The 25634-nt window shown below is 70.5% G+C and carries 22 protein-coding genes; 13 read left to right on the plus strand and 9 right to left on the minus strand.

All coding sequences use genetic code 11. The features are described 5' to 3' along the window. Positions 1-93: 93 nt before the first annotated feature. Positions 94-2496, minus strand: a complete 2403-nt coding sequence (locus tag MBA17_RS03355) for a VIT domain-containing protein (protein ID WP_238494721.1) — start codon at positions 2494-2496, stop codon at positions 94-96. Continuing rightward, positions 2493-3035 (minus strand): MerR family transcriptional regulator, encoded by a 543-nt coding sequence (locus tag MBA17_RS03360; RefSeq protein ID WP_238494722.1) that lies wholly within the window; start codon positions 3033-3035, stop codon positions 2493-2495. Before MBA17_RS03360 ends, MBA17_RS03355 begins: the two co-directional genes overlap by 4 nt. A 100-nt stretch (positions 3036-3135) precedes the next feature. Here MBA17_RS03360 and MBA17_RS03365 point away from each other — a divergent pair, with 100 nt between their 5' ends. Both MBA17_RS03365 and MBA17_RS03370 read left to right on the plus strand, forming a co-directional pair. Continuing rightward, positions 3136-3603: a Dps family protein gene (locus tag MBA17_RS03365; RefSeq protein WP_238494723.1), complete on the plus strand. Its 468-nt coding sequence runs from the start codon at positions 3136-3138 to the stop codon at positions 3601-3603. Between the two features lie 143 nt (positions 3604-3746). Further along, entirely contained in the window at positions 3747-4919 is a 1173-nt protein-coding gene (locus MBA17_RS03370) for an alkaline phosphatase PhoX (protein WP_455432677.1), read from the plus strand. Here MBA17_RS03370 and MBA17_RS03375 read toward each other — a convergent pair. Next, the gene (locus tag MBA17_RS03375; protein ID WP_238494724.1) at positions 4889-5557 is read right to left on the minus strand and encodes a TetR/AcrR family transcriptional regulator; all 669 of its coding nucleotides are present in this window, start codon (positions 5555-5557) and stop codon (positions 4889-4891) included. The genes MBA17_RS03370 and MBA17_RS03375 overlap by 31 nt on opposite strands. Before the next feature lie 95 nt (positions 5558-5652). Here MBA17_RS03375 and MBA17_RS03380 point away from each other — a divergent pair, with 95 nt between their 5' ends. Further along, positions 5653-7845 carry an MMPL family transporter gene (locus tag MBA17_RS03380; protein ID WP_238494725.1) on the plus strand — a complete coding sequence of 731 codons (2193 nt, stop codon included), beginning with the start codon at positions 5653-5655 and terminating at the stop codon, positions 7843-7845. A 173-nt stretch (positions 7846-8018) separates the two neighbouring features. On the opposite strand, the gene MBA17_RS03385 is transcribed toward MBA17_RS03380, so the two are convergent. Next, positions 8019-8933 (minus strand): bifunctional helix-turn-helix transcriptional regulator/GNAT family N-acetyltransferase, encoded by a 915-nt coding sequence (locus MBA17_RS03385; RefSeq protein ID WP_238494726.1) that lies wholly within the window; start codon positions 8931-8933, stop codon positions 8019-8021. Between the two features lie 145 nt (positions 8934-9078). Here MBA17_RS03385 and MBA17_RS03390 point away from each other — a divergent pair, with 145 nt between their 5' ends. Further along, entirely contained in the window at positions 9079-10062 is a 984-nt protein-coding gene (locus MBA17_RS03390; RefSeq protein ID WP_238494727.1) for an acetylxylan esterase, read from the plus strand. Further along, positions 10044-11045 (plus strand): lactonase family protein, encoded by a 1002-nt coding sequence (locus MBA17_RS03395; RefSeq protein WP_238494728.1) that lies wholly within the window; start codon positions 10044-10046, stop codon positions 11043-11045. Before MBA17_RS03390 ends, MBA17_RS03395 begins: the two co-directional genes overlap by 19 nt. Here the strand turns inward: MBA17_RS03395 and MBA17_RS03400 are convergent. After that, positions 11042-11695 (minus strand): response regulator, encoded by a 654-nt coding sequence (locus tag MBA17_RS03400; protein ID WP_238494729.1) that lies wholly within the window; start codon positions 11693-11695, stop codon positions 11042-11044. The two genes, MBA17_RS03395 and MBA17_RS03400, sit on opposite strands and share 4 nt — an antisense overlap. Next, positions 11659-12810 (minus strand): sensor histidine kinase, encoded by a 1152-nt coding sequence (locus MBA17_RS03405; protein WP_238494730.1) that lies wholly within the window; start codon positions 12808-12810, stop codon positions 11659-11661. The genes MBA17_RS03400 and MBA17_RS03405 overlap by 37 nt, the downstream gene beginning before the upstream one ends. A 154-nt stretch (positions 12811-12964) precedes the next feature. Here MBA17_RS03405 and MBA17_RS03410 point away from each other — a divergent pair, with 154 nt between their 5' ends. From MBA17_RS03410 to MBA17_RS03420, 3 genes are all read left to right on the plus strand, one after another. Continuing rightward, positions 12965-13870, plus strand: a complete 906-nt coding sequence (locus MBA17_RS03410; protein WP_238494731.1) for an ABC transporter ATP-binding protein — start codon at positions 12965-12967, stop codon at positions 13868-13870. Then, on the plus strand, positions 13870-16101 hold the full coding sequence (locus tag MBA17_RS03415) for an alpha/beta fold hydrolase (RefSeq protein WP_238494732.1): 2232 nt from the start codon (positions 13870-13872) through the stop codon (positions 16099-16101). Before MBA17_RS03410 ends, MBA17_RS03415 begins: the two co-directional genes overlap by 1 nt. A 292-nt stretch (positions 16102-16393) precedes the next feature. Then, positions 16394-17419 (plus strand): 6-phosphofructokinase, encoded by a 1026-nt coding sequence (locus MBA17_RS03420; RefSeq protein WP_238494733.1) that lies wholly within the window; start codon positions 16394-16396, stop codon positions 17417-17419. A gap of 155 nt (positions 17420-17574) precedes the next feature. Here the strand turns inward: MBA17_RS03420 and MBA17_RS03425 are convergent, their stop codons facing one another. Continuing rightward, on the minus strand, positions 17575-18378 hold the full coding sequence (locus MBA17_RS03425; RefSeq protein WP_238494734.1) for an MHYT domain-containing protein: 804 nt from the start codon (positions 18376-18378) through the stop codon (positions 17575-17577). 182 nt (positions 18379-18560) lie between these two features. Between MBA17_RS03425 and macS the strand changes: the two genes are divergently transcribed. From macS to thiI, 4 genes are all read left to right on the plus strand, one after another. Beyond that, positions 18561-19673, plus strand: coding sequence for a MacS family sensor histidine kinase (gene macS / locus MBA17_RS03430; RefSeq protein ID WP_238494735.1), 1113 nt, complete (start codon positions 18561-18563; stop codon positions 19671-19673). A 440-nt stretch (positions 19674-20113) separates the two neighbouring features. After that, positions 20114-21154 (plus strand): TerC family protein, encoded by a 1041-nt coding sequence (locus MBA17_RS03435; protein ID WP_238494736.1) that lies wholly within the window; start codon positions 20114-20116, stop codon positions 21152-21154. Positions 21155-21368: 214 nt separating this feature from the next. After that, a complete protein-coding gene (locus tag MBA17_RS03440) occupies positions 21369-21998 on the plus strand; it encodes a response regulator (RefSeq protein ID WP_238495032.1) in 630 nt (209 codons plus the stop codon). A 73-nt stretch (positions 21999-22071) separates the two neighbouring features. Continuing rightward, positions 22072-23283 carry a tRNA uracil 4-sulfurtransferase ThiI gene (thiI, locus tag MBA17_RS03445; RefSeq protein WP_238494737.1) on the plus strand — a complete coding sequence of 404 codons (1212 nt, stop codon included), beginning with the start codon at positions 22072-22074 and terminating at the stop codon, positions 23281-23283. Here thiI and MBA17_RS03450 read toward each other — a convergent pair. Further along, positions 23280-23567, minus strand: a complete 288-nt coding sequence (locus MBA17_RS03450; protein WP_238494738.1) for a YiaA/YiaB family inner membrane protein — start codon at positions 23565-23567, stop codon at positions 23280-23282. The genes thiI and MBA17_RS03450 overlap by 4 nt on opposite strands. Before the next feature lie 87 nt (positions 23568-23654). Further along, complete coding sequence (aroF, locus tag MBA17_RS03455; protein WP_238494739.1) at positions 23655-24698, minus strand: 3-deoxy-7-phosphoheptulonate synthase; 1044 nt, start codon at positions 24696-24698, stop codon at positions 23655-23657. 283 nt (positions 24699-24981) lie between these two features. On the opposite strand from aroF, the gene MBA17_RS03460 reads away from it, so the two are divergent. After that, complete coding sequence (locus MBA17_RS03460) at positions 24982-25593, plus strand: molybdopterin-dependent oxidoreductase (RefSeq protein ID WP_238494740.1); 612 nt, start codon at positions 24982-24984, stop codon at positions 25591-25593. The last annotated feature ends 41 nt before the right edge of the window (positions 25594-25634 follow it).

Below are 25634 nucleotides of genomic sequence, written 5' to 3' on the forward strand. Positions count from 1 at the left end.
CGAGCGCGGTCCAGACATGCCGCATCACCGCGTGGTAGAGACCGATCAACGATCGGTATAAGCGTACTTATAATAAGTACGCTTATACCTTTGTCAGGGGCGCTTCCAGAAGGGGCGGCCCCGTGCTGACCGGGGGGCGCCGGGATGGTCGCCCAGGTCAGGGGTCGCGGGTGGCGGCGGGGTGTCGTGCGGAAGGCCCGGTGTGGTGCCGGTGAGCGCGGTCAGCAGCTCGACCGTGCGTCGCCAGAGGGCGTCCACGTCGGCTCCCGGGCGCTCGGCGGCCTCAAGGTCTCGGGCGAGGGCCGCCAGCTCGGGCTGGTCGGTCAGGTAGGTGGCCAGGGCCGCGAGCCGGCTGCCGAGGTCGGCCAGGAAGCGCAGCCGGTCGGGGAGCGGGAGTCGCTCGGCCGTACGCAGGCGGGTGAGCTCCTCGGCGAGTTGCGGGCGCACGGTGTCCAGTGAGTGCGGGACGGGGTGGGCGGACATGCCGCGGGAGAACATCCGGCCGCGCGGGGCGGCGGCGAACGACGGGGCCCCTGCGGGCTGGGCCAGGCCGGGATCGCCGCCGGCGAGGAACTCCGGAACGCTCGTCGCGGCGAAGGAAGCCGTCGTGGCCTGCATGCCGTACGCCATGGGTGCGGCCGACAGCGGCGCGGCGGGCATCTCCCAGCCGCTGGGCGGCTCGACGGGCTGGACGACGTGGTGCTTCGGCCCGCCCTCGGCGACGACCCTGGAGTCGATCGCGACGAAGGCCGTGAACCGGCACAGCACGCCGTACCGCAGTGAGGTCTCCACGATGGCCTGTTCCAGCGAGCGGTCGCCGACCGCGTAGCGGTCCTCCAGGGTGCGCAGGCGGGCGCGGGCCCAGATGGCGCGGACGGCGGGATTGCGGGCGACCCGGCCGGCGACCCGCCGCTCCCACGGCTGCCCGTCGGCGGCGAGCCCGTGTACGGCGAGCGCCGGGTCGGCCGAGGCCGAGCGGTAACGGCCGGAGACGGACAGCGGGACGCCGGAGTAGAGCGAACCGAGATGGGTGACGGTGTCGGCGACCAGGTCCATCCCTTCGGCCTTCAGGGTCAGGTCGGTGACCAGCGGCGCGCCGATCCGGCGGTGGATGTGCTCCATCGCCTCGTCGAGCCGGTCCTCCGACTCCACCAGCTCGCAGCGGCCCGCCCCGAGCCCGGCCAGGCGGCCGAGGAACCCGGCGTTGACCGCGCGGTCGATGCCGACGGTGTGCACGTGCACCCCGGACAGGCCGCCGCCCGCGCGTTCGAGGATCTGGTCCTCGTTGCCGACCTGGCCATCGGTGACCAGCACCAGCACCCGCCGCCGGGCCGGGTCCGCGAGCAGCGAGAGGGCCCGCTCCAGCGGGGCGAGCATCTCGGTGCCGCCGCGGGCCTCCAGCCGGGACAGATGCTCGACCGCGCGGTAGCGGTTGCGGTCGGAGGCGGCGACGAGCCCGTCCGGGAGGCGTTCGGGCGTCTCGACGACGGTGTCGAAGGACAGCACGGCGAACCGGTCGCCCGCCGTGAGGGTGTCGACGATCCGGGCGGCGGCCCGCCGGGCGGCGACCATCTTCCAGCCGCCCATGCTGCCCGATCGGTCGAGCAGCAGCACGACGTCTCGCGGGGTGCGCGTGTCCGCGCCCTCGGGGGGCACCACGCTGAGCGCGAAGGTGCCCTCGGTGGCGTCCTCGTCGGGGACCAGCACCAGCGACGTCGAGGTGTCGAAGGACAGCCGCAGGATGAAGTCGCGGTCGAGCCGCTCACCCGGCTGGAGCCGCACCTGGGCGCCCTCGCCGGTGACGACGTGCAGGCTGGAACGCATCTCGCGCAGGTCGAGCCCGGCGGGGTCGACGTTGACGGTCAGGGCCAGCCGTACCGGGTCGGGGAAGCCGGGCAGCAGCACGGGCGGGCTGATCCGCGAGGCGTCGGGGACCGCGTCGGTGTCCGGAGCGGTGCCGCTGCCCGCCGGGGCGTCGTCGATCGGGTTGCCGGGGATGTAGCGCGGCGCGACGACCAGCGGGAAGCGGAACGTGGCGGCGCCGTCCTCGTACGGCAGGGGCTGGCTCATGGTGAGCAGGATCCGGACCCTCTCGCCGGGCAGGATGTTGCCGACCCGGATGGTGAAGACGTCGGGCCGGTCCTCCTCGGCGATCGCGGCACGTCTGCCCTGGGCGACCGCCCGGTCGTAGTCGGCCCTGGCCTGGCCGCGCTCCTTGAGCACGCCGTCGACGACCCGGTCGGCGGCCTCCATCCGGAACGCGGTGACCGCGGCCCGTTCGGGCAGCGGGAAGATGTAGGTCGCCTCCAGCGGCACGTCGAACGGGTTGCGGAAGCCCTGCACCACCTCGACCCCGGCGATCAGGCCGGCGACGTCGGCGGTCACCTCGACGCTTTCGAGCGGCAGGTTGCCCCGCTCGGTGAGCAGCGCGCCGAGTCCCGCGTCGGGCACGGGGACGCACTCGTCCGGCTTGAGCGAGATGATCGGCACACTCATGGGGTGCTCCCTTCGGTGAGGCCGCGCTCCCCGAGCGCGGCCAGCAGCGGTCCGGCGGCCGCGACGAGCGCGGCCATGTCGTCGGGCGAGGGCGTACGGCTCGCGCCGTCGAGGACCACCGTCACCCCGGGCGCGAGCCGCACGCCGTGCACGAGGCCGGTGGGTGTCTGGGGACGCTCCGCCCAGAAGCGGTCTCGCGCGGGGCGGGGCGTGGCGGTCTCCGGTTCGGGGAGGCCGGCGGCCCCGGCGAGCTGGGCGTCGGTGGCGCCGGCGAGGTCGGCCTGGATGGCGGCGATGGAGTTGCCCGCCGCCTGGAGACGCTTGATCGCGACGAGCTGGAGCAGGTGGCGCCTGCCGTACAGGGCGATCCTGCCCCGGCGGGTGAGCGGCGGGTCGACCAGGCCGATCGTGGTGTACCACCTGATGAGGCGTTCGCCGGGGACCTCGCGCACCCGGCCGTTCACGGGCGAGCCCGACGCCGCGCGCAACGCGTCGGTCGCCCGCTCCGCCAGCTCGCGGATGGTCCAGGTCTCGCTCATATTGTGATAGTGACACTGTAATAGTGACAGTGTCAAGGCACGAAACCCGGGGTAGGGGGGTTGCGGCCTTTGATGTCCATCGAACGGGGAGGTACACATCATGGCCACGATCACCAGTACGTTGCGGCCCGAGGCGAAGAAGGTCGTCGGTGAGGTCCTGCAGGGAGCGCTCATCGACCTCGTGGATCTCTCGCTGCTGGCGAAGCAGGCCCACTGGAACCTGATCGGGCACAACTTCCGGTCGCTGCACCTGCAACTGGACGAGATCGTCGCACTGGCCCGCACGCACACGGACGTGATGGCCGAGCGGGCGGTCGCGCTGGGCGTGAACCCGGACGGGCGTTCGTCGACCGTGGCGCGTGACACCAAGGTGCCGCAGCTCGAAGCCGGCTACCTGCAGGACGGCAAGGTGGTCGCCGCGATCACCGACATCCTGGAGTCGATCGTGAACCGCATGCGGAAGCGGGTGAGTGCGCTCGAGGAACCCGACCCGGTGACCCAGGATCTCCTGATCAAGGTGACCCAGGAGCTGGAGAAGCAGCACTGGATGATGCAGGCACAGCGGTAGAAACGGACGATGCGGAACAGGCCGGGCGGGGCAGTCCGGTCTTTCTCGCGCACGTCCGCCGGCCGTCGGCGGGCGGACGCCGCCCGTTCACGTGGAACCGATCGAATCGACGCAAGCGGGCCCGCGTGGGGCGTAGCGTGGCCGTGAACGTCGCACTTTCCGGACATGTGGAGGCAGGTCCCATGCTGCGCCGTACGTTCGTCCGTTCCGACACCCTGGCCGCGAGCGCCGCCTTCGCCGGTTCGCTGTGGCAGGGCGCCGCCCTCGCGGCGGATGGTCCCACCAGCCGCGCGAGCGGTCCGTACGGCCCGCTCGCGCCGCCCGACTCCGGCGGGGTCTCCCTGCCGGACGGTTTCACCAGCCGCGTGGTCGCCAGATCCGGGCACCGGGTCGGCCGCCTGCGCTGGCACGCCGCCCCCGACGGCGGTGCCTGCTACCCCGACGGGGAGGGCTGGATCTATGTCTCGAACTCCGACATCCCGCTGTTCGGGGGCGCCTCGGCGATCAGGTTCCAGCCCGACGGCTCGGTGCGCGACGCCTACCGCATCCTGTCCGGCGCCGACCTCAACGGCGCGGGCGGCAGCACCCCGTGGCACACCTGGCTGTCCTGTGAGGAGACCCCGCGCGGCCGCGTCTTCGAGTGCGACCCGTACGGTGTCCGGGCCGCGATGCCGCGCCTGGCGATGGGCAGGTTCAAGCACGAGGCCGCCGCCTGCGATCCCGACGCGGAGGTCGTCTACCTGACGGAGGACGAACAGGACGGCTGCGTGTACCGGTTCAGACCCACCGAATGGGGCGATCTCACCGAGGGGACCCTTGAGGTGCTGTGCGCCCCAGCCGGCGGGGGCACGGTCACCTGGCAGCGGGTGCCGAGCCCGGCGGCGCTGTTCCAGCCCACCCGGCACCAGGTTCCGGAGGCCGTGCACTTCGACGGCGCCGCGGGCTGCTACTACGCGGCCGGAACGTGCTACTTCACCACGAAGGGCGACAACCGGGTGTGGGCCTACGACGCGACGGCGATGCGGCTGTCCGTCGTCTACGACCGGGGCGAGCCGCTGAGCGGCGTCGGCGGCATCGCCGGCGGCGACCGTTACGTGGCCGAGGACGGCGGGATCATGGAGATCAACGTCATCACTCCGGAGGGAGTCGTCGCGCCCTTCATGCGCCTCTCCGGCCACGGCAGGTCGAAGATCACCGGCCCGGCGTTCACCCCGGACGGCCGCCGCCTCTACTTCTCGTCGCAGCGCGGCGCCTCGGGCGCGAGCGCGGGCACCGGCGGCGTGACCTACGAGGTCACCGGCCCGTTCCGCGGCTGAGCGGCCCCGCCCGTCCGGGCGTTCCGGTCGTCGAGCGCCGGCAACAGGTAGCCGAGGAGCATCGACTTCAGTTCGGCGATGAGGTCGGCGGCGCGCTCCGGCGGGGCGGCGGCGACCAGCGGCATCACCGCCTTCACCATCGCCAGCGACATGGTGGCCAGCGTCAGGCAGCGGTCCTGCTCCAGGTGCGGGGCGCGAAGTGAGAAGATCTGCGCCACGCGCGCGGCGATGTCCGCGTGCAGCCGCCCGGAGGCCGCGGCCAGCCGGTCTCCGGTCGCCGAGCCGTGCAGCAGCGCCCAGTAGGCGGGCCGGCTGCCCTTGAAGTCGACGATCTCGTTCACCAGCTGGTCGATCAGCTCGTCGAGCGGCATCCGCGCCACGTCGCCGGTCAGCCGCGCGTTCCAGTGCTCGCGCCTGCCTTCGGTGAACCGGGTGAGCAGGCCCTGCAGGATCTCCTCCTTGTTGCGGAAGAACTGGTAGAGCGAGCCGGGGGACATGCCTGCGCGTGCGGCGACCGCGTTGGTGGTCATCTCGGCGTAGCCGGCCTCGCCGATCACCTCCTCCGCGGCGTCCAGGATCTCCTCCATGCGTTTGAGGCCACGCGCCTGGCGGCGCACCGGCCTGTGGGTCTCGGTCACGGGTACCGTCCAACGTTGACAAACACGAGTTTTTACTTGTATTTCTACTCTCGACGCCAAATGCGAGTAGTTTACCGACTTCGGGGATGATCAAGATGACCGTTCGCACCCACGCCCCTCCGGTGGCCGCCCCGCCGGGCCCGCCGCTGCGCCGCCTCGGCCACCTGGTGGTACGGCGCCGCCGCCTGGTGATGATCCTCGCGCTGCTGGCGACCGTCGTGCTGGGCGTGCTCGCCGCCGGCACGGTGAGCGGGTTGTCCCTGGCCAGGTACGACGCGCCGGGCTCGGAATCGGACCGGGCGCAGGACGAGCTGGCCACGCGGTTCGGCACCGGCAGCGCCGACCTCGTCCTGCTCGTCACCGCCAAGAACGGGAACGTGGACGACCCCGCCGTGGCCACCGCCGGTCGCGAGCTGACCACCAGGCTCGCCGCGTTCGACGGCGTGGCCGAGGCCGCCTCCTACTGGTCCCGCGGCGCCCCCGCCACCCTGCGCAGCGAGAACCGGGTGCACGCGCTCGTCGTCGCGCGCATTCCCGGCGACGCCGACCAGGTCAGAGGGCAGATCCTGCCGCGGATCATCCCAGCGGTGACCCGCGGAGACGCCACGATCACGGTGCGGGCGGGAGGCGGCGAAGAGGTCTTCCGGCAGACCGTCCCGCTGGCCAGGCAGGACTTCGTACGCGCCGAACTGGTGATCTTCCCGCTGGTGTTCGTGCTGCTGTGGGTCTTCCTGCGCCGGGTGCTGGCCGCCGTGCTGCCCATCGTGCTCGGCGTCTTCGTGATGGTGGTCGCGCTCGCGCTGATCCGCGTCCCGCTGCTCTACGCCGAGGTCTCCACCTTCGCGCTCAACCTCACGCTGGCGCTCGGGCTGGGGCTCGGCATCGACTACGCGCTGTTCATGGTCTCCCGGTTCCGGGAGGAGGTACAGCTCGGCCACGACCGGCACGAGGCGGTCGCCCGCAGTGTCGAGAAGGCCGGCCGTACGGTGATCTTCAGCGGGGTGACCGTCGCGGCCTCGCTCGCCGTACTGCTGCTGATGCCCTTCGACTTCTTCCGGTCCTTCGGCTACGCGGGGATCGCGGTGGTCATCGGGGGAGTGGTGGGCGCGGTGGTGGTGCTGCCCGCGGTGCTCGCCGCGGTGGGTGACCGGGTGCTGCCCCGCCGGGTCCGGCCGGAGGAGGGCGTCTTCTGGCGGAACCTGGCCGGGCGGGTCATGCGCAGGCCGGTGATCTTCGGCGGTGGGGCGGCGCTGGTGCTGCTGCTGCTCGGCTCGCCCTTCCTCGGACTGGAGTTCGGGGTGGCCGACGACCGCATCCTGCCCGCCTCCGCGCCGGCGCGGCAGACCTCGGAGGTGATCAGGGCGGAGTTCCCCGCCGAGGAGACCGACGCGCTGCAGGTCGTCTCCGCCGGCCCGGCCGACCCGTCGGACGTGCCTGGATACGCGGCCGCGCTGTCCCGGCTGCCCGGAGTCGCGCAGGTCGACTCGGTGGCCGGGTCCTTCGCCGGCGGACAGCGGGTCGGCGCCGGCGAACCCGCCCGGTTCCAGGGAGGCGCCGGGACCTGGCTGTCCGTGGTGCCGACGGCCGCGCTGATGGAGCGGGACCCGGTGCGGCTGGTGGCGGACGTCCGGGCGCTGGCGGCGCCGTTCGAGGTGCTGGTCGGCGGGTATCCGGCCGAACTCGGCGACTACCGGCAGGCCGTGGTGGACCGGCTTCCGCCGTTGCTCGCGCTGATCCTGGTGGTCACCTTCGTCATCCTGTTCCTGATGACGGGGAGCCTGCTGATCCCGCTCAAGGCCACGGTGCTCAACATGCTGAGCCTGTCGGTGATGCTGGGCGCGCTCGTCTGGATCTACCAGGACGGGAACCTGTCGGGCCTGCTCGGCTTCACCGCGACCGGGACCCTCGATCCGAGCATCCCGATCCTGATGTTCTGCATCGGATACGGGCTCTCGATGGACTACGAAGTGTTCCTGCTGTCGCGGATCAAGGAGGAGTACGACCTCACGGGCGACACCCAGGCCGCCGTCACGGCCGGACTCCAGCGCAGCGCGCCGCTGATCACCGCCGCGGGCGCCATCCTGGCGATCTCCTTCGCCGCGTACGTCACCGCGGGCGTCTCCTTCGTGCAGATGCTCGGCGTCGGAATGGCGGTGGCCATCCTGGTGGACGCGACGATCGTCCGCGCCATCCTGGTCCCCGCCTTCATGCGCCTGGCCGGCCGCGCCAACTGGTGGGCGCCCGCCCCGCTCCGGCGCCTGCACGCCCGGATCGGGCTGAGCGAGTGACCTCGGCTGGAACCGTGCGCGTTCCGATCGGAAACCCAGCGGTGACGTGGGTGGATGTGTGCCGGGTTCGTGTTGGTGACGTGGGTGGGGGTGTGCCGGGTTCGTGTTGGTGGTGAGGCGGGATGGAGCCGTGCGCGCCCGGTCGTTCGCGTCCGGCCGGGCGTGCACGGGGCTCAGGGGAGGTCGCGGGTCCAGATCTGCTCCACGACCTTCTTCCCCGAATCCTCCCCGGGGTGCTCCTCCATGAGTTCGAACCCGGCCGCGGCGTAGATCCGCCCCGCCGTGAGGAGATTCGCCCTGGTCCAGAGCATGATCCGCTTGTATCCCGCGCCGGCGGCGAAGTGCAGGCACTCCCGTACGAGCCCCGCGCCGATCCCCATTCCGCGGGCGGACGGCTCGACCAGGAGCAATCTGAGCTGGGCCGTCTCGTCGTCCTTGCGCACGCAGAAGACGCAGCCCGCCCGCTCGCCGTCCACTTCGGCGATCCAGCCCGCCTCACGCTCCGGGTCGTGCCGTTCGCCGTATCCGGCCACGATCCCGGCGACCAGCGCCTCGAACCCCTGGCCCCAGCCGTACTCCTGGCCGTAGAGCACCCCGTGCCGGTAGACCACCCACCCGAGGTCGCCCGAGCGCGGCGGCCGGATGACGTACGGCCCCGCCTTCGGGTCGCCGTCGAGCGTCCGGCGGATCGTGGTCATCGCGGAGATGAGCCGCCGCTGGTTCTCCTCGGTGAGCTTGGCCAGCAGGTCGCGCACGTGGGCGGCCGAGCGGTCGTCCAGGTCGGCGAAGGTGGATCGGCCTTCGCCGGTGAGCGCGACGATCTGCCGCCGGCCGTCGTCGGCGGACTTCTCCCTGGTGATCAGGCCGTCGGTCTCGAACCTGGAGAGCAGTCGGCTGAGATATCCGGCGTCGAGGTCGAGCAGCCCGCGCAGCTCGACGACCTCCATCCGCCCCCGCTGATCGAGCTCGAACAGCACCCGCGCCTCGGTCAGGGAGAACGGTGACTGGAGCATGGTGGCGTCGAGCACGCCGATCACCCCGGTGTAGAAGCGATTGAACGCCCGGACGGCCGCCACTCGCTCATCCATGGTTGCTCCAATCAACAAATAGCTTGACTGCGTCAAAGATATCGCCGGCTGTCTTCCATCACAACTCCCTCGGTCACCCCCCGCTCGACCGCACGTTCGGCCATGCGGGAAACTGTTCCAACGGAAGCGATCCTTTGGAGATGCCTTGCCGCTTTTCGACATGCCCCTGGAAGAGCTCCGCTCCTACCTTCCCGACCGTGACGAGCCCGCCGACTTCGACGACTTCTGGAAGCGGACGCTCACCGAGGCGGAGGCGTTCGACCTCGCCGCGGAGTTCACCCCCTATGACGCCGCGCTGACCAGCGTCGACGTCTATGACACGGCTTTCGCAGGATGGCGCGGACACCGGATCAACGCCTGGTTGCTGATCCCGCGTGGGGTGAGCAGGCCGGTCCCGTGCGTGGTCCACTTCATCGGCTACAGCGGCGGCCGGGCCTACCCGCACGACCATCTGGAGTGGCCCTCGGCCGGTTGGGCGACGCTCGTGGTGGACACCCGCGGGCAGGGCGGCAACAACCCGGGCGCCCCCGGCGCCACCGCCGACCCCGACGGCGGCGACTTCGCGGCGGCTCCCGGCATGATGACCCGCGGCATCATGGACCCGGAGAGCTACTACTACCGCAGGGTGTTCGCCGACGGCGCGCGCGCCGTGGACGTCGCGGCGGCCCATCCGGCGATCGACGCCGACCGTATCGTCGTGGAGGGCGGCAGCCAGGGGGGCGGCATCGCCCAGGCCGTCGCCGCGCTCCGCCCGCAGGTCAGCGCCGCGCTGATCGACGTGCCCTTCCTCACCCACTTCCGCCGGGCAGTCGAGATCACCGCCCGCGATCCGTACCACGAGCTGGTGCGCTTCCTGTCCACCCAGCGCCAGTCCGCGGAGCAGGTCTTCCGCACCCTGTCCTACTTCGACGGGATCAACTTCGCGGCCCGCGGCATCGTCCCGGCCGTGTACTCGGTGGCGCTGATGGACGACGTCTGCCCGCCGTCCACGGTCTTCGCCGCCTACAACCACTGGAAAGGGCAGAAAGAGATAGCGGTCTGGCCCTGGAACGGTCATGAAGGCGGGGGCGGCGCGCAACGGCAGGCGCACCTCCGCTACCTTCGCCAGATGTGGGGACCACAAGACTGATCTACATCGGCGGATACACGGTGGACGCCGGCGGGACCGGCCCCGGCATCACCACGGTGCTCGTGGGCCATGACGGGAAGCTCACCGTCGCGGCGGAGACGACGGCCACCGCGCCGTCGTTTCTCGCCGCTCATCCTCGGCTTCCTGTGCTATACGCGGTGGGCGAGACCGAGCGGGGAACCGTGAGCGCCTACACGCGGCGCGCCGACGGAACCCTCAGCCGGATCGCGGAGCTGCCGAGCGGCGGCTCCGACCCCTGCCATGTGGCGGTCGACCCGCAGGGCACCTGGCTGGCCGTCGCCAACTACGGCGACGGCACGCTCGGCGCGTACCGGCTGGACGAGTTCGGCCGGATGGTGGGCCGCGCGAAGCTGTTCCACAACACCGGCTCGGGCCCGGACGGGGAACGGCAGGCGAGCCCGCACGCCCACCAGTCGACCTTCGGCTCCGACTGCGTCCTCTACGTCACCGACCTGGGAACCGACGAGGTCCGCCGCTACCTGGTCGGCGACGAGATCGTGCCGCACCCCGACGGGAACATCCGGATCACCCCCGGCACCGGGCCCCGCCACCTGGCCTACACCGCCGGCCGGTGGTATCTCGCGGGAGAGCTCGACGGCAGCGTCTCGGTCTACGACGAGAACTGGACCGAACTCGGCCGGGTGCCCGCCAGCCAGTCGGCGACCCCCCGCAACTTCCCCTCCCACCTGGAGATCTCGCCCGACGGGCGGTCGGTCTACGTCGCCAACCGGGGCCCCAACACGATCACCGTCCTGGCCGCCGAACCTGAGCTCTCCCGGGTCGCGGAGACGCCCTGCGGCGGGAAGTGGCCCCGCCACTTCGCGGTGCTCGACGACCGGATGTACGTCGCCAACCAGCGCTCCGGCCACATCGCCGTGCTCGCCCTCAAATCGGGCGTCCCCGAGGCCACCGGAGATCTCCTGCCTGTCGGGACCCCCGCCTGCGTTCTCGCGGATCTCTAGCCGGGTTCGGCTTCGAGGTAGGCCAGCACCGCCATCACCCGCCGGTTGTGGTCGTCGGACTGTTGCAGCCCCAGTTTGGCGAAGATGTTGTTGGTGTGCTTGCCGATCGCCTTGTCGGTGACGCACAGGCGGGCGGCGATCGCGGCGTTGGACATGCCTTCGGCCATCATCGCGAGCACCTCGCGCTCTTTGGGGGTCAGCGCCCCGAGGGGCTGGTCCCGTTCCCGGCGGGTGAGGAGCTGGGAGATCACCTCGGAGTCCATCGCGGTGCCGCCCGCCGCCACCCGGCGCACCGAGTCGACGAACTGCTCGACGTCGCCGATCCGGTCCTTCAACAGGTAGCCCACCGCGCCGGAATGGTCGGACAGCAGTTCACGGGCGTAGAGCTGCTCGACGTACTGCGAGAGGATCAGCACGGGCAGCCCCGGCTGCCGCCTGCGCGCCTCAAGGGCGACCCGCAGTCCCTCGTCGGTCAGGGTCGGCGGCAGCCGTACGTCGATCACGGCCACGTCGGGCCGGTGCCGGATCAGCGCGTCCAGCAGCATCGGCCCGTTGTCGACGGCCTCCACCACCTCGAAACCGTGCGCGGACAACAGGCGGACCAGGCCGTCTCTCAGGAGTGCGAGATCTTCGGCGATGACAACGCGCAAGGGAGCTCCATGGTGAGTTCGCTCGGACCACCGGGGGGACTGTGTATGGCGAGCGTGCCGTCGAAGGCTGAGAGACGGCGCCGGATGCCGTCGAGGCCGGTGCCGGCCGCCGGGTCGGCGCCACCGCGTCCATCATCGCCCACGGTCAGCCGCAGGACGCCCGCCGCGTGGTGCAGCCGGACCCATGCCATGGTGGCGTCGCTGTGCTTGGTCACGTTGGTCAGGGCCTCGGCGGCGGCGAAGTAGACCGCTGACTCGACGGGCGGCTCCGGACGGGCGCGCAGGTCGATGTCGACGTGCACCGGGATCGGGCAGAGCAGCGCGGCGGCCTGGATCGCGCCCGCGAGCCCTCGGTCGGCCAGCACCGGCGGGTGGATGCCGCGCACCAGGTCGCGCAGGTCGACGAGGGCCTGCCCCGCCGACTCCCACGCCTCTCCGACCAGCTCGCGGACCTGGTCGGGATCGCTCGCGCCCTTGGCCAGCCCGAGGTTCATCCGCATCGAGATGAGCCTGGCCTGCGCTCCGTCGTGCAGATCGCGCTCGATCCGGCGCACCTCGGCCGCCTGCGCGTCGACGGCCGCGGCTCTGGACTCGGTCAGCTCCCTGACCCGCCCGGCCAGGGAGGACGCGGGCCGCAGCAGCCGCTCGGTCAGGCGGGCCTGCAGCGTGTGCAGCAGCGGGATCGCCGCGACCGCGATCGCCATGAAGGCCAGGATGGCCAGCGACAGGGTGAGCGTGATCGTAGTGCCGTACTCCGCCGTGCGCAGGTGAAGGATCACGCCGGCGAAGGACGGCATCGCCCCGATGGCGATCAGGCAGGCCGGCCCGACCACGGCGTAGACGGCCAGCCAGGCCACATCGCGCGCGGTGCGGCCCTGCCGACACGGCTCCATGATCTCGTGGCCGAGCGTCCGGGCCGCCCGGGCGCGCTGGAAGCCGGTCAGGGCGCGGACCACGACGAGCACGCGGGCCAGCAACGGCCGCCCGAGCCCGCCCAACGGGACCAGCGCCGCGCACCCTGCCAGCAGGAGGAGAAGCGGCCACGCCGCCACCCCCGTGGCGGCGTTCAGCAGCAGCCCGGCGGGTGGTTCGAGGAGGTGACGGATCCTGCGCACACCAGCAGTCTGCCCGCCCGGCGGCGCGAAGGCGGTAGGCCCAGCCCCACCACGACGAGGGCGAAATGCTACCTCCGTGGTGGGCGCAGGCCGATGGAGGAAGCCGGGCCACCTCTCGAAACTGGAGGCCCGCACCGAAACCATGGGGGGTCTCATGATCGAAGTAACCGGCCTGACGATGAGGTACGGCGACGCGCTCGCGGTCGACGACCTGACCTTCGCCGTCAAACCGGGCCTGGTGACCGGCTTCCTCGGAGTCAACGGCGCGGGCAAGTCCACCACGATGCGGGTGATCCTCGGCCTGGAGGCTCCCGACAAGGGGATGGCGCTGGTGGGCGGGCGGCCGTACGGCTCCATGAAGGAGCCGATGCGGGAGGTCGGCGCGTTACTCGACGCGGGCGCGGTGCACGGCGGGCGGACCGCCGCCGCGCACCTGTGGTGCCTGGCCCGCAGCAACGGCATCGGCCGCGGCCGGGTGGGTGAGGTGCTGGAACAGGTGGGGCTGCTCGATGTCGCCGGCCGGCGGATCGCCGGGTTCTCGCTGGGCATGCGCCAGCGGCTCGGCATCGCCGCCGCCCTGCTCGGCGACCCCGGCGTGCTGATGTTCGACGAGCCGGTCAACGGGCTGGATCCCGAAGGCATCCGCTGGATCCGCGAGCTGATGCGCCGGCTGGCGGGCGAGGGCCGTACCGTCCTGGTCTCCAGCCACCTGATGGGCGAGATGGCGCTCACCGCCGACCACGTCGTGGTCATCGGGCGCGGCAGGCTGATCGCCGACACCACCATGGCCGAGATGGTCGAGCGCTTCCAGCGGGGCGTGCTGGTCCGCGCCGCCGACCAGCCGACCCTGGCCTACGTGCTGAGCGCGGGCGGCGCGAGCGTGCGCGAGGAGGACGGCGCGCTGTCGGTGAGCGGCCTGGACGCCACGCGGATCGGCGAACTGGCCCTCGCCCGCGGGATCGCGCTGAGCGAGCTGACACCGCGCAGCGCCTCGCTGGAGGAGGCGTTCATGGAACTGACCGAGGAAAGCGTCGAGTTCGGCGCGGGGAGAGCAGCCTGATGATCGACGCCATCGTCTCCGAATGGCTGAAGCTGCGCACGCTGAGGTCCAATCTGTACCTGCTGGCCTTCTCGGTGCTGTCCGTGCTGCTCTGCGCCGGGGTGACGTTCCTGGTCACCCGCGGCTTCGACAACCAGTCAGGCGATGACCGCCTGAACTTCGACAGCATCGGCGCGGGGCTGGGCACCGGGCTCCCGGTCGCCTACTTCGTGATGGCCGCGCTCGGCGCCCTGTCGATCACCTCCGAGCACGCCACCGGCCTGATCCGCACGAGCCTGGTGGCCGTGCCGAGGCGGCAGTTGTTCCTGTTCGCCAAGATCCCGGCGCTGGCGGCCGTCACGCTGGTCGCCGGACAGGTGCTCGTGTTCGCCATGCACTTCGCCGCACAGGCCGTGCTGGGCGATCGCGCCGGGCACGTCCTCCTCGACGGCCGGACGCTGGGCGTGTCATTGTCGGATCCGGGTGTGCTGCCCGGGCTGCTGGTCGCCGGGGCGGCCATGCCACTGGTCGCCATGGTCGGGCTCGGCCTGGGCGCGGTGATCCGCTCCACCGCGGGCTCGCTGGTCACGCTGATCATGATCCTGTTCGTCCTGCCGGTGGTGGCGCAGACGCTGCCCTCGCCGTGGCGGGCGCGGATCGGCTCCTTCATGGTGGAGAACCTGCCCGACCAGATCGTGGCAGGAGACGGACCGGGCGTCCTCACCCCGTCGGCGGCCTTCGCCCTGCTGCTCGCCTATCCGGTCGTGGCACTCACCGCTGGAGCGGTCGCGATCGCGATGCGGGGGCGCGGAGCCAGGCCGCTGGTCGCGGGCGGGCTGGCCGCAGCCCTGCTGGTCGCGGTGACGGCGGTCCCCGCCGGAGCCACGGCGTCCGCGTTGACGTGGAAACCGTGCGGCAAGGAGCTCGAATGCTCCTCAGTCCAGGTGCCCGTGAACTGGTCGAAGCCGTCCGGGCGGAAGATCTCCATCCAGATCGCCCGCCTGCCTGCCACCGGCACCCACCGCAGGATCGGCACGGTGTTCGCCATCCCCGGCGGGCCGGGCGGATCGGGCATCGAGGACCTGCAGAAGAAAGGCGGCAACTTCGCCGACCTGCGTCAGCGTTTCGACGTGGTCAGCCTCGAGCCGCGCAACACTACGGATCTGGGCGTCATCCCGTTCGATTGCCTCTCCACCGGCCCATGGATCACCTTGCCTGCCGATCGCGCCGGATACGACAGGCTGGCCGCGCGGAACCGGAAGGCCGCCGAGCGCTGCCGCAAGACTGACCCCGAATACTTCGACCACCTCGACTCGGGCTCCGTTGCGAGGGACGTCGAGGCGATCCGCGTCGCGCTGGGCGAGGAGAAGCTGAACTTCCTCGCCACATCCTACGGCGGCGTGGTCGCCGCCACCTACGCCCGGCTGTTCCCCGGCGGCGTCCGCACGATGTACGTCGACGGCGGCATCAACCAGCTCGTCGACCAGACCAGCCACGTGCGGCTCAAATATGAGGCGATCGAGGGCCAGTTCACCCGGTTCGCCGCCTGGTGCGAGTCGGCCGCCGCCTGCGCCCTGCACGGGCGTGACGCCGGCGCCGTCTGGCGCGGCCTCACCGCCGCCGCCGACCGTGCGCCGGTTCCGGTGAAGGGGGAGCGGGTCGCCTACAGCGGGTTCGACTTCAAGGTCGCCGCCGCGCCCGACGTGATCACCCCTGGCCCTGCCCCCGACTTCCCCAACTGGCAGCGCTTCGCCAGGGCAATCGACCAGGCCGTGGCGGGAGACGCCGCCGGCTTCGCCGACTACGTCGAACAGGCCACGAAGACCATAAAGGTCCCCTCATTCAGGGGCATGAACTCGACTCACTGCACGGATGGGCTGGCCTTCAAGGGCTATGAGGAGTTCCAGCGGATGAAGGCGCTCGGCGAGCGTATCTCACCGAACTTCGCCGGAAACGCGCTTTGGCACCCGCTCGGCTGTGTCGGCTGGCCGGCCCCCGTCGCCAACCCCGCCACCCCGATGCCCGCCGACCGGCTCCCGCCGTTCCTCGGCGCCGGCACCTGGACCGACCACGCCGAAACCGCCGCGCTCGTGATCGGCGTGCCGGGGTCGTCCACGGTCCGCTACAACGGCTCAGGGCACGGCCTCTACCTCTCCGGCAACCTATGCACGATCTCCCACGCCAACCGCTACTTCACGTCCCTCCGGCTTCCCCCGCGAGGCACCACCTGCGAACCGCCAGCCGTCGAATAGCCCACCCGGCCTGGTGCCCGGCTCTCAGGGCTGGACCTGGCACGACGCCGACGCCATGCGGAGGTGGCGAATCTCTCAGGCTCGGACGCACCTGTCGGATCGAGGGCGTGGTGAAGGGTATCCTTCATGATCACCGCCTTTGCGGCGGGCCGTATGCGACACACACGAACGTGTTGGTCTAGACCAATACCGTCACCTACGGCAGAATGCCATGCGTCGGGGGGCGAAACACCCTCGCCGGCCGCGTGACACCCTTAGAGAGTCTGTGCAACCCCATGTGGAGGAAACCGCGATGCGTATCGGCGTGCTCACCGGTGGTGGCGACTGTCCCGGCCTGAACGCGGTGATCCGCGCGGTCGTCCGCAAGGGGGTGAGCGTCTACGGCCACGAGTTCGTCGGGTTCCGTGACGGCTGGCGTGGCCCGCTCGAAGGCGACACGATGCCGCTGGACATCCAGTCGGTGCGCGGCATCCTGCCGCGTGGCGGCACGATCATCGGCTCGTCGCGCACCAACCCGATCAAGATCGAGGGCGGGGTCGAGCGGATCCACGCCAACCTGGCCGCCTCGGGCGTCGACGCGCTGATCGCGATCGGCGGTGAGGACACCCTGGGCGTCGCCAAGCAGCTCTTCGACCTGGGCGTCAAGGTCGTCGGCGTGCCCAAGACGATCGACAACGATCTCAACGCCACCGACTACACCTTCGGCTTCGACACCGCCGTCAACATCGCCATGGAGGCCATCGACCGGCTGCACACCACGGCCGAGTCGCACCACCGGGCGCTGATCTGCGAGGTCATGGGCCGCCACGCCGGCTGGATCGCGCTGCACGCCGGCATGGCCGCCGGCGCCAACGTCATCCTCATCCCGGAGAAGCCCTTCGACATCGACCGGGTGTGCGAATACGTCCAGAGCCGGTTCGAGACCCGTTACGCGCCGATCATCGTGGTCGCCGAAGGCGCGCACCCGATCGAGGGCCAGATGGCCCTGCAGGCGGGCGAGCTCGACTCCTTCGGCCACGTACGGCTCGGCGGCATCGGCGAGATGCTGGCAGGCGAGATCGAGAAGCGCACCGGCAAGGAGGCCCGCACCACCGTGCTCGGCCACATCCAGCGCGGCGGCACCCCGACCGCCTTCGACCGCGTCCTGGCCACCCGGTTCGGCCTGCAGGCGATCGACGCCGCCCACGAGGGCGACTACGGCAAGATGGTCGGCCTGAAGGGCACCGACATCGTCCGGGTCGGTCTCGACGAGGCGACCAAGGAGCTCAAGACGGTCCCCGTCGCCCGTTACGAGGAAGCCGAAGTCTTCTTCGGCTGATCGTTGTAAGCGGTTTGCAAGCGGGTCGCCCTACGTTGACGACGTAGCGGTCGATCCGCTCACATCCCCTCCATGTACGGCTTGCGCCCCGGTAGAGCGGCCCGCGGCGGCGCAGGCCGTACATTTGTGTGCGGGCCCGGCCGGGCCCGCATCGGTCACCTGGGACGGGCCTCGAACATCGAGCGGGGCGGATCGTCCGGTCCGGGGGCGGGGCTCCCGGAGGCGTCGGGGACGCCGCCCAGCCGTGCCATCAGTTCGGCCTCGTTGTTCAGTTCGCGTTCCGAGGGCGACAGCACTACGGCGAGCAGCAGACCCAGCGTCAGCAGGCTGATTCCGGCCAGCAGCGGCAGCAGGAAGTCGATCGCCCCGGCTCCCGGGAGCGTTCCAATTTCTGAGAGCGTTCCAGAAACGCTCCGCGGCGAGACGTCGATCGCGAGCATGCCGGTGTAGTGCATGCCGCTGACCGCGATGCCCATGATGAGCGCCGCGCCGGTGGTCGCCGGCACGCCCCGCACGCGCAGGGTGAACCAGAGCGCGACCGTGGCGGCCGCGACCGCGATGACCACGGACAGGGCGACGATGAGCGGGTCGTAGCTCACCTCGGCGTGCATCCGCATCGCCGCCATGCCGAGGTAGTGCATGCCGGCCACGCCCAGTCCGGTGAGCACGCCGCCGCCGAGCAGCGAGGACATCCGCCGGCCGCCGTAGGAGACCAGGAACAGCCCGGTGCCGACCACGACGATCGCGACGACGGCGGAGGCGGCGGTGAGCGGGACGTCGTAGCGAATGGGCGTGCCCTCGACCTGGAAGCCCGTCATCGCTATGAAGTGCATGACCCAGATGCCCGTGCCGCCGATCGACACCGCGGCCCCGGCCAGCCACCTGGCCCTGGAGGCGCCTGCAGATGCCCGCGCTCTGGAGGTCAGCAGGAGTCCCAGCAGGGAGCCGATGCTCGACATCAGATAGGAGAGTGCGGGAGTCAGGAAGCCATTGGATAAATGATTAATATGCGACATAAGGTGACACCCCGTGAATGTGTGACTTGAGCGGCAGTATGTCACCACTTACAGTCATATGTGAGCCCTTGTCGCCTCCTGACCTGCGGATTTGACGAACTGAGGTCTCGAGAGGAAAGGACCGCATGGGGATCGAAGGGCCCTTCTGGCGAGCCATAGCGGTCTTCCGCGTCGCCTCGCTCGTCTACGCCGTCGTGCTCCTGCTGCGCGCCGCCGGCTACCAGGAACCCGCCGTCGGCTGGCTCGTCATGGGCGTGATGGCGCTGTGGACTGTGGCCACGATCTACGCGTACTCCCTGCCGGACCTGCGCGGATGGCCGCTGCTGACGGTCGACCTGCTGGTCACCGTCGGCTGCCTGCTCGCCACGCCGTACGTCCTGGGGGTCTACCAGCCGGGCGCGCTGCCGATCACCGCGACCTGGATGGGCGCCCCGGTCCTGGCCTGGGGCGTGTACGGCGGGCGCAGGGCCGGGGCGGTGGCAGCGGCGATCGTGGCCGCCGTCGACCTGTGGCTGCACGGCGTACGCGATCTCGGCGCGTTCGGGGCGGCCTCGCTGTCGATCAACGGAATGGTGCTGCTCTTCCTGGCCGGGGTGCTGGTCGGGCACATCGCCCGGCTGGCCAAGCAGGCCGAGGAACGCATGCAGCGGGCGGTGGAGATCGAGGCCGCGGGACGCGAGCGCGAGCGGCTCGCCCGCGGCATCCACGACTCGGTCCTGCAGGTGCTGGCGCTGGTGCAGCGGCGGGGGATGGAACTCGGCGGCGAGGCCGCCGAACTGGGCAGGCTGGCGGGGGAGCAGGAGGTGGCGCTGCGCGAACTGGTCAGCGTCCGGCGCGAGCCGGCCGCCGCGGGCGACACCGACCTGCGCATGCTCCTGCGAGGGTACGGCGGCGCGAGGGTGACGGTCTCGACCCCGGCGACCCCGCTCCACCTGCCCACCGCCACCGCGCGCGAGATGGCCCTCGCGGTGGCCGCGGCCCTGGACAACGTGCGCAGGCACTGCGGCGAGGACGCGCACGCCTGGATTCTCGCCGAGGGAGAGAACGACGCGGTGACCGTCACCGTCAGGGACGACGGGCCCGGGGTGCCGGAGGGCCGCCTGGCGGAGGCCGCGGCGGCGGGCCGGCTGGGTGTCGCCCAGTCCATCAAAGGCCGGATCGCCGACGTCGGCGGCACGGTGACCATCGTGTCGGCGCCCGGTCAGGGCACCGAGGTCGAACTCACGGTTTCCCGCTGAGGTTCGCCCGGGGTCGTTGATCGAGCGGCGGAAAGGCCCGGAGCCGCGAACGATGGCGCGCTGACACCGGCCGTGACCATCGCCGACCTGCTCACCCCTGATCACCGGCATCGCCCTGGCCACGGAACACCACCACCCGGACCTGCCGCCGAAGCATACTCGGCCTGACCGTAGCGGGAGTCAGCCTACGAGCAGGCGATCACGGGCCGAATCGGGCTGTCGGTAACGACGCTGTCAGCCAGATATGAGCCCGCTCAGCACGTCACTTCCCCTTTCTCCCGTTTCGGTATGTATGATCGCAGGCGAAGTGGAGGGGAGTACTCCTTCGCGGCCGCGTCGTCATCACGGACCCGTCTCGGGGCCCGGTGCGGTCGGTCCGCGACGCCGCGGGCGGAGAAGACCTCCGACAGACGTGCCAACGCCAAGTCGGAGGAGCTCTCATGCCCCCACCCATGCCCGTGCCCGCCTGGCTGTGGACGGCCACCATCGCGGTCCTGCTCGGGCTCGTCCTCCTCGATCTGATCATCGTCAACAGGAGACCCCACAAGGTCACGATCGCCGAGTCGGCGCGGTGGATCATCTTCTACATCGGCTGTGCCGTCGCTTTCGGCGCAGGCGTGTGGATCTTCGGCGGAGATGACCAGGCGGCCTCCTACATCACCGGCTACATCACCGAGTACACGCTGAGCGTCGACAACCTGTTCATCTTCATGCTCATCATGGCGAACTTCGCCGTGCCCGCGATCCACCAGCACCGCGTGCTGCTCATCGGGATCATGATGGCGCTGGTCATGCGCGGGATCTTCATCGGCGTGGGCGCGCAGGCCGTACAGCGCTTCAGCTGGGTGTTCTGGCTCTTCGGCGGCATCCTCATCTACACCGCGTGGAAATTCGCCTTCAACAGCAAGGACGACGAGGACTACAACCCCAACGGCGGCGTCGTACGGCTGGTGCGCAGGCTGTTCCCGGTCACCGACGACTACCACGGCTCACGGCTGACCATCAAACAGGACGGCCGCCGCCTGCTGACCCCGATGTTCATCGTCATCATCGCCATCGGCGGCGCGGATCTGGTCTTCGCGGTCGACTCGATCCCCGCGATCTTCGGCATCACACAGGACGCCTACCTGGTCTTCGCGGCCAACGCGTTCGCGCTGATGGGGCTGAGACAGTTGTACTTCCTGCTCGGCGGGCTGGTGGAGAAACTCGTCTACCTCACCTACGGCCTGGCGATCATCCTCGGCTTCATCGGCGTGAAACTCGTCCTGCACGCCCTGCACGAGAACGAGTTGCCGTTCATCAACGGCGGCGAGCACGTCACCTGGGTCCCTGAGATCAACAACTGGATCTCGCTGGCCGTCATCGTCACCGTGCTCGCCGTCACGACGGTGGCCAGCCTGCTCAAGTCCAGGCGCGACACACTCCAGCCCGCCGAGCCGTCCGAGTCCGAGTCCGAGCCCGCCGGCCAGGCGCGCAACTGACCAGGGGGCAGGCTCGCCGCCCGGCGGCGAGCCTGCCTCGGACATGCAACGGGTAGGGATCGGTGCGATGAGCTGATCTTCATGGGCGATGATCCCCAACCCGGGCAGGTGGACTGAGCGTGGACACCCTCGTCCGATCCCCGCAGCCGCGTCCTCGTGCCGCTACTCCTCGGAATCAGTCATCTAGGCTGGCGGGGTGAGCGGGCTGCGGGTCATGGTGGTGGACGATCATCCGATGTGGCGGGACGGCGTGGCCAGGGATCTGGCGGAGGCCGGTTATGACGTGGTGGCCACGACCGGGGAGGGACGGCAGGCGGTCCGGGTGGCGGCGGCCGTGCGGCCGGATGTCGTGGTGCTCGACCTGCAGCTTCCCGACATGACCGGGGTCGAGGTGGCGGGCCGGTTGGCCGCGGGGGAGCATCCGCCGCGGGTGCTGGTGCTGTCCGCGAGCGCCGAGCAGGAGGACGTGCTGGAGGCGGTCAAGGCCGGCGCCTCCGGATATCTCGTGAAGTCCGCCAGCAGGCCGGAGTTCCTGGACGCCGTCCGCCGTACCGCGGAGGGCGACGCGGTCTTCACTCCGGGGCTCGCGGGGCTGGTGCTGGGCGAGTACCGCCGGCTGGCCGCGCAACCCGCCGCGGACGACGGTCCCCGGCTGACCGACCGCGAGACCGAGGTGCTCAGGCTGGTGGCCAAAGGGCTCTCCTACAAGCAGATCGCGGACCGTCTCGTCCTCTCGCACCGCACCGTGCAGAACCACGTACAGAACACCCTGAACAAACTTCAGCTGCACAACCGAGTCGAACTCGTGCGGTACGCCATAGAACGAGGGCTCGACGAAGGCTGATCGGGGACTAAAGTGGCCTGGCCGCGGCGTTGTGCCGGGCGTGCACACCCGATCGTCTGCCGGAGGTAGACCTATGTCCGTAGGGACCCATGCAGATCTGGGCGAGCCCTGCGTGCTGCTCAAACTCGGCGAGGTCGTCCTCAAGGGCAAGAATCGCGAGCTGTTCGAGCGCCGCCTGCAGGCCAACATCAAGGCCGCCCTGAAGGACTTCGACTTCAGCATCGAGGTACGGCAGCGCCACGGCGTCATCGCCGTCTTCCTGCCCACCGGCACCACCGTCGAGGTCGCCGAGTCGGTGGCCCAGCGGATCTCCGACGTGCCGGGGCTGGTCTGGATCCATCGCGCCTGGCGCGTCGAGAAGACCCCGGAGGCCGTCACCAAGGCGGCGATCGCCCTGGTGGAGGGCCGCGAGGAGATCCAGCGCAAGGCCACCTTCGCGGTGCGCTCCCGGCGCAGGGACAAGCGCTTCCCGCTGCGCTCCAACGAGCTCGACCGCCTGGTCGGCGGCGAGATCAACGACATCTACGGCCTGCCGGTCGATCTCCGGAACCCGGAGTTGACGATCTTCATCGAGGTCGACAGGGACGAGGTCTTCGTCTTCACCGACGGCCTGCCGGGTCAGGGCGGCCTGCCGGTCGGCACCAGTGGCCGCGCCCTGGTGCTGATGTCCGGCGGCATCGACTCGCCGGTGGCCGCGTACCGGATGATGCGCCGGGGCCTGCGGGTCGACTTCCTGCACTTCTCCGGCATCCCCTTCACCACCTCGGAGTCCATCTACAAGGCGTACGCCCTGGTCCGGGCGCTGGACAAGTTCCAGGGCCGGTCCCGGCTGTGGGTGGTGCCGTTCGGCAAGGCACAGCAGTCGATCAAGGCGTCCGGCCAGGACCGGCTCGCGATGATCTCGCAGCGGCGGCTCATGCTCAAGACCGCCGAGGAGGTGGCCCACCGCATCCACGCCGGCGCCCTGGTCACCGGTGACTCCCTCGGCCAGGTCTCCTCCCAGACCCTGCAGAACATCACGGCCCAGGACCAGGCCGTCGAGCTGCCGATCCTGCGGCCCCTGATCGGCCTCGACAAGACCGAGATCATGTCCGAGGCCCGCCGGATCGGCACTCTGGAGATCTCCGAGTTGCCCGACGAGGACTGCTGCACCCTCCTCGCCCCGCGCCGGGCCGAGACTCGCGCCAAGATCGAGGATCTCCAGCGGATCGAGAAGCGGCTCGATGCGGAGGACCTGGCGGTCCAGCTCGCCGACTCCCTGCAGGAGTACAAGCTCGACGCCTAGACGTTCGGCTTGAAGGGGTCGTGTTCGGTCAGGAGTTTGTCCAGTCGTGCCTGGTCGACGCGGTTGTGCACCTCGGAGAGCTCCTGACGGTCGCGGACGCACTTGGCGAGCGTGAAGGCCGAGGTGACCACGTAGAGGGTGCCGACCGCGAGGAAGCCGCGCACCCAGCCGGAGACGGGCAGGTAGGCGATGCCGACGGCGACCGCCCCCACGGAGACGGCGAAGGAGATCACCGACTGGAGGTAGAAACCGCTGGTGTTGGTGGGCTGGATCGTTTTGGTCATACAGGAGATTCTGCGAGCCGCGAGCGCCCGGCACATGAGTCGTGATGCTTAGTTACTCATGAGTAGCATGGGCGCTCGCGGGCCGGATCAGATCGTCGCCAGAGGCTCGGGAGCGACCGCCGCCGTACGTCCGAGGAGCGGCGGGAACTGGCGCATCACCCGGGCGAGCTCCACGAGATCGCCGTCGACCAGGGCCTGCGGGCCGTCGCAGAGCGCCTGCTCCGGGTGCGGGTGCACGTCGACGATGATCCCGTCGGCGCCGACCCCGATCGCGGCGCGGGTCAACGGCAGCACCAGGTCGCGCCGGCCGCCCGAGTGGGAGGGGTCGACGATGACCGGGAGGTGCGACAGCCGCTGCGCCACCGGGACCGCCGACACGTCGAGGGTGTTGCGGGTGGCGGTCTCGAAGGTGCGGATGCCCCGCTCGCAGAGCACGATGTCGAGGTTGCCGCGCTGCGCGATGTACTCCGCCGCCATCAGCCACTCCTCGATGGTGGCGTTCATGCCGCGCTTGAGCATGACCGGCTTCCCGACCGAGCCCACCGCCTGCAGCAGCGCGAAGTTCTGCGCGTTGCGCGTGCCGACCTGGAGCATGTCGGCGTAGGACGCCACCAGCTCCACGTCGTGCGCGTCCACCACCTCGGTGACGATCGGGAGACCCGTCGCGGTGCGCACGTCGGCGAGGATCCTCAGGCCGTCCTCGCCGAGCCCCTGGAACGCGTAGGGCGAGGTACGCGGCTTGTAGGCGCCGCCCCGCAGCAGCGTCGCCCCGGCCGCCTTGGCCATCTCGGCCGCCTCCAGCGTCTGCTGCGGCGTCTCCACGGCACAGGGCCCGGCGATCAACGTCACGGTGTCCGGGCCGATCGGCACCCCGCCCACCCGGACGGTCGATCTTTGGGGATGGTTCTCCCTGCTGACCAGTTTGTACGGAGTGGACACCCTCATCACGTCGGCCACCCCGGCCATGCCGCGCAGGTTGAGCGAGCTGAACTGGGCCACGTCGCCGACGAGCCCGATGATCGTACGGCTCACGCCGCGGCTGACGAAGGCGTCGCCGCCCGCCGTGCCGACGAGCGTGACGATCGCGTCGACGTCTTCCTTGGTGGCGTGCGAGGCCATGATGATGACCATCTGAGGTACTCCTGTAGGTAGTGGAAAAGCACGAAGGCCCCGAGTCCTTTCGGACCCGGGGCCTTCGCGTTCGCCTTTAGCTGTCAGCGCAGCATCTGGTGGCGAACGGTCCGACCCACGGGCCCGTCGCCATACCAAAACCTGCACGCTGTACGCATCGTGGCAAATTGTAGCGCACGGTCGAAGGCGCGGGAGACGGTGCCCGTGTCCGACGCGCTGGCGCGGCGATGGGAGGATGGCGTCCGTGCCTGACAGGCGGTCAGAACCGGCGAGGGGAGTGACGGTGGAACCACCCGGGACTCCGAGGGAGGAGACCCGCCTTCCCCCGGGCCAGTACATCCCGCGGGGACGGCCGGTCATCCACTACGGGCGGGTGCCCGCCTTCCGCGCCGACACGTGGGACCTCCGCTTCTTCGGCGCCGTCGCCGCCGGGCAGGATCAGCGGCTCACCTGGCCCGAGTTCGCCGCCCTCCCGAGGACCACCCTCCTCGCCGACTTCCACTGCGTCACCAAGTTCTCCATCATGGGCAACGAGTGGAGCGGCGTCGCGGCATCCACCCTCCTCGCCGCGGTCCCGCCCGCCGACGACGTGCGCCACGTGATGCTGTGGGGGGAGTACGGCTACAGCGCCAACGTCCGGCGGGCCGACTTCGACGCCTGCCTGTTCGCGCTGGAACTGGACGAGAAGCCCATCAGCGCGGAGCGCGGCTCTCCGGTCCGGGCCGTGATCCCCCATCTCTACGCGTGGAAGAGCGTGAAGTGGGTCCGCGCGATCGAGTACCTGACCGAGGACCGCCGCGGCTTCTGGGAGGAGCGCGGCTATCACAACGTCGCCGACCCCTGGCGCGAGCAGCGCTACTCCTACCAGGAAGAACCCGGCGAAGGCCCCCCATAGCGCAGGCCACGATCGGAGTTTCCCGGGCCTGGCGGGGCCCG

It is taken from the genome of Dolomitihabitans soli, from assembly GCF_022213955.1.
GTDB classification, from domain to species: Bacteria; Actinomycetota; Actinomycetes; order Streptosporangiales; family Streptosporangiaceae; genus Streptosporangium_A; species Streptosporangium_A soli.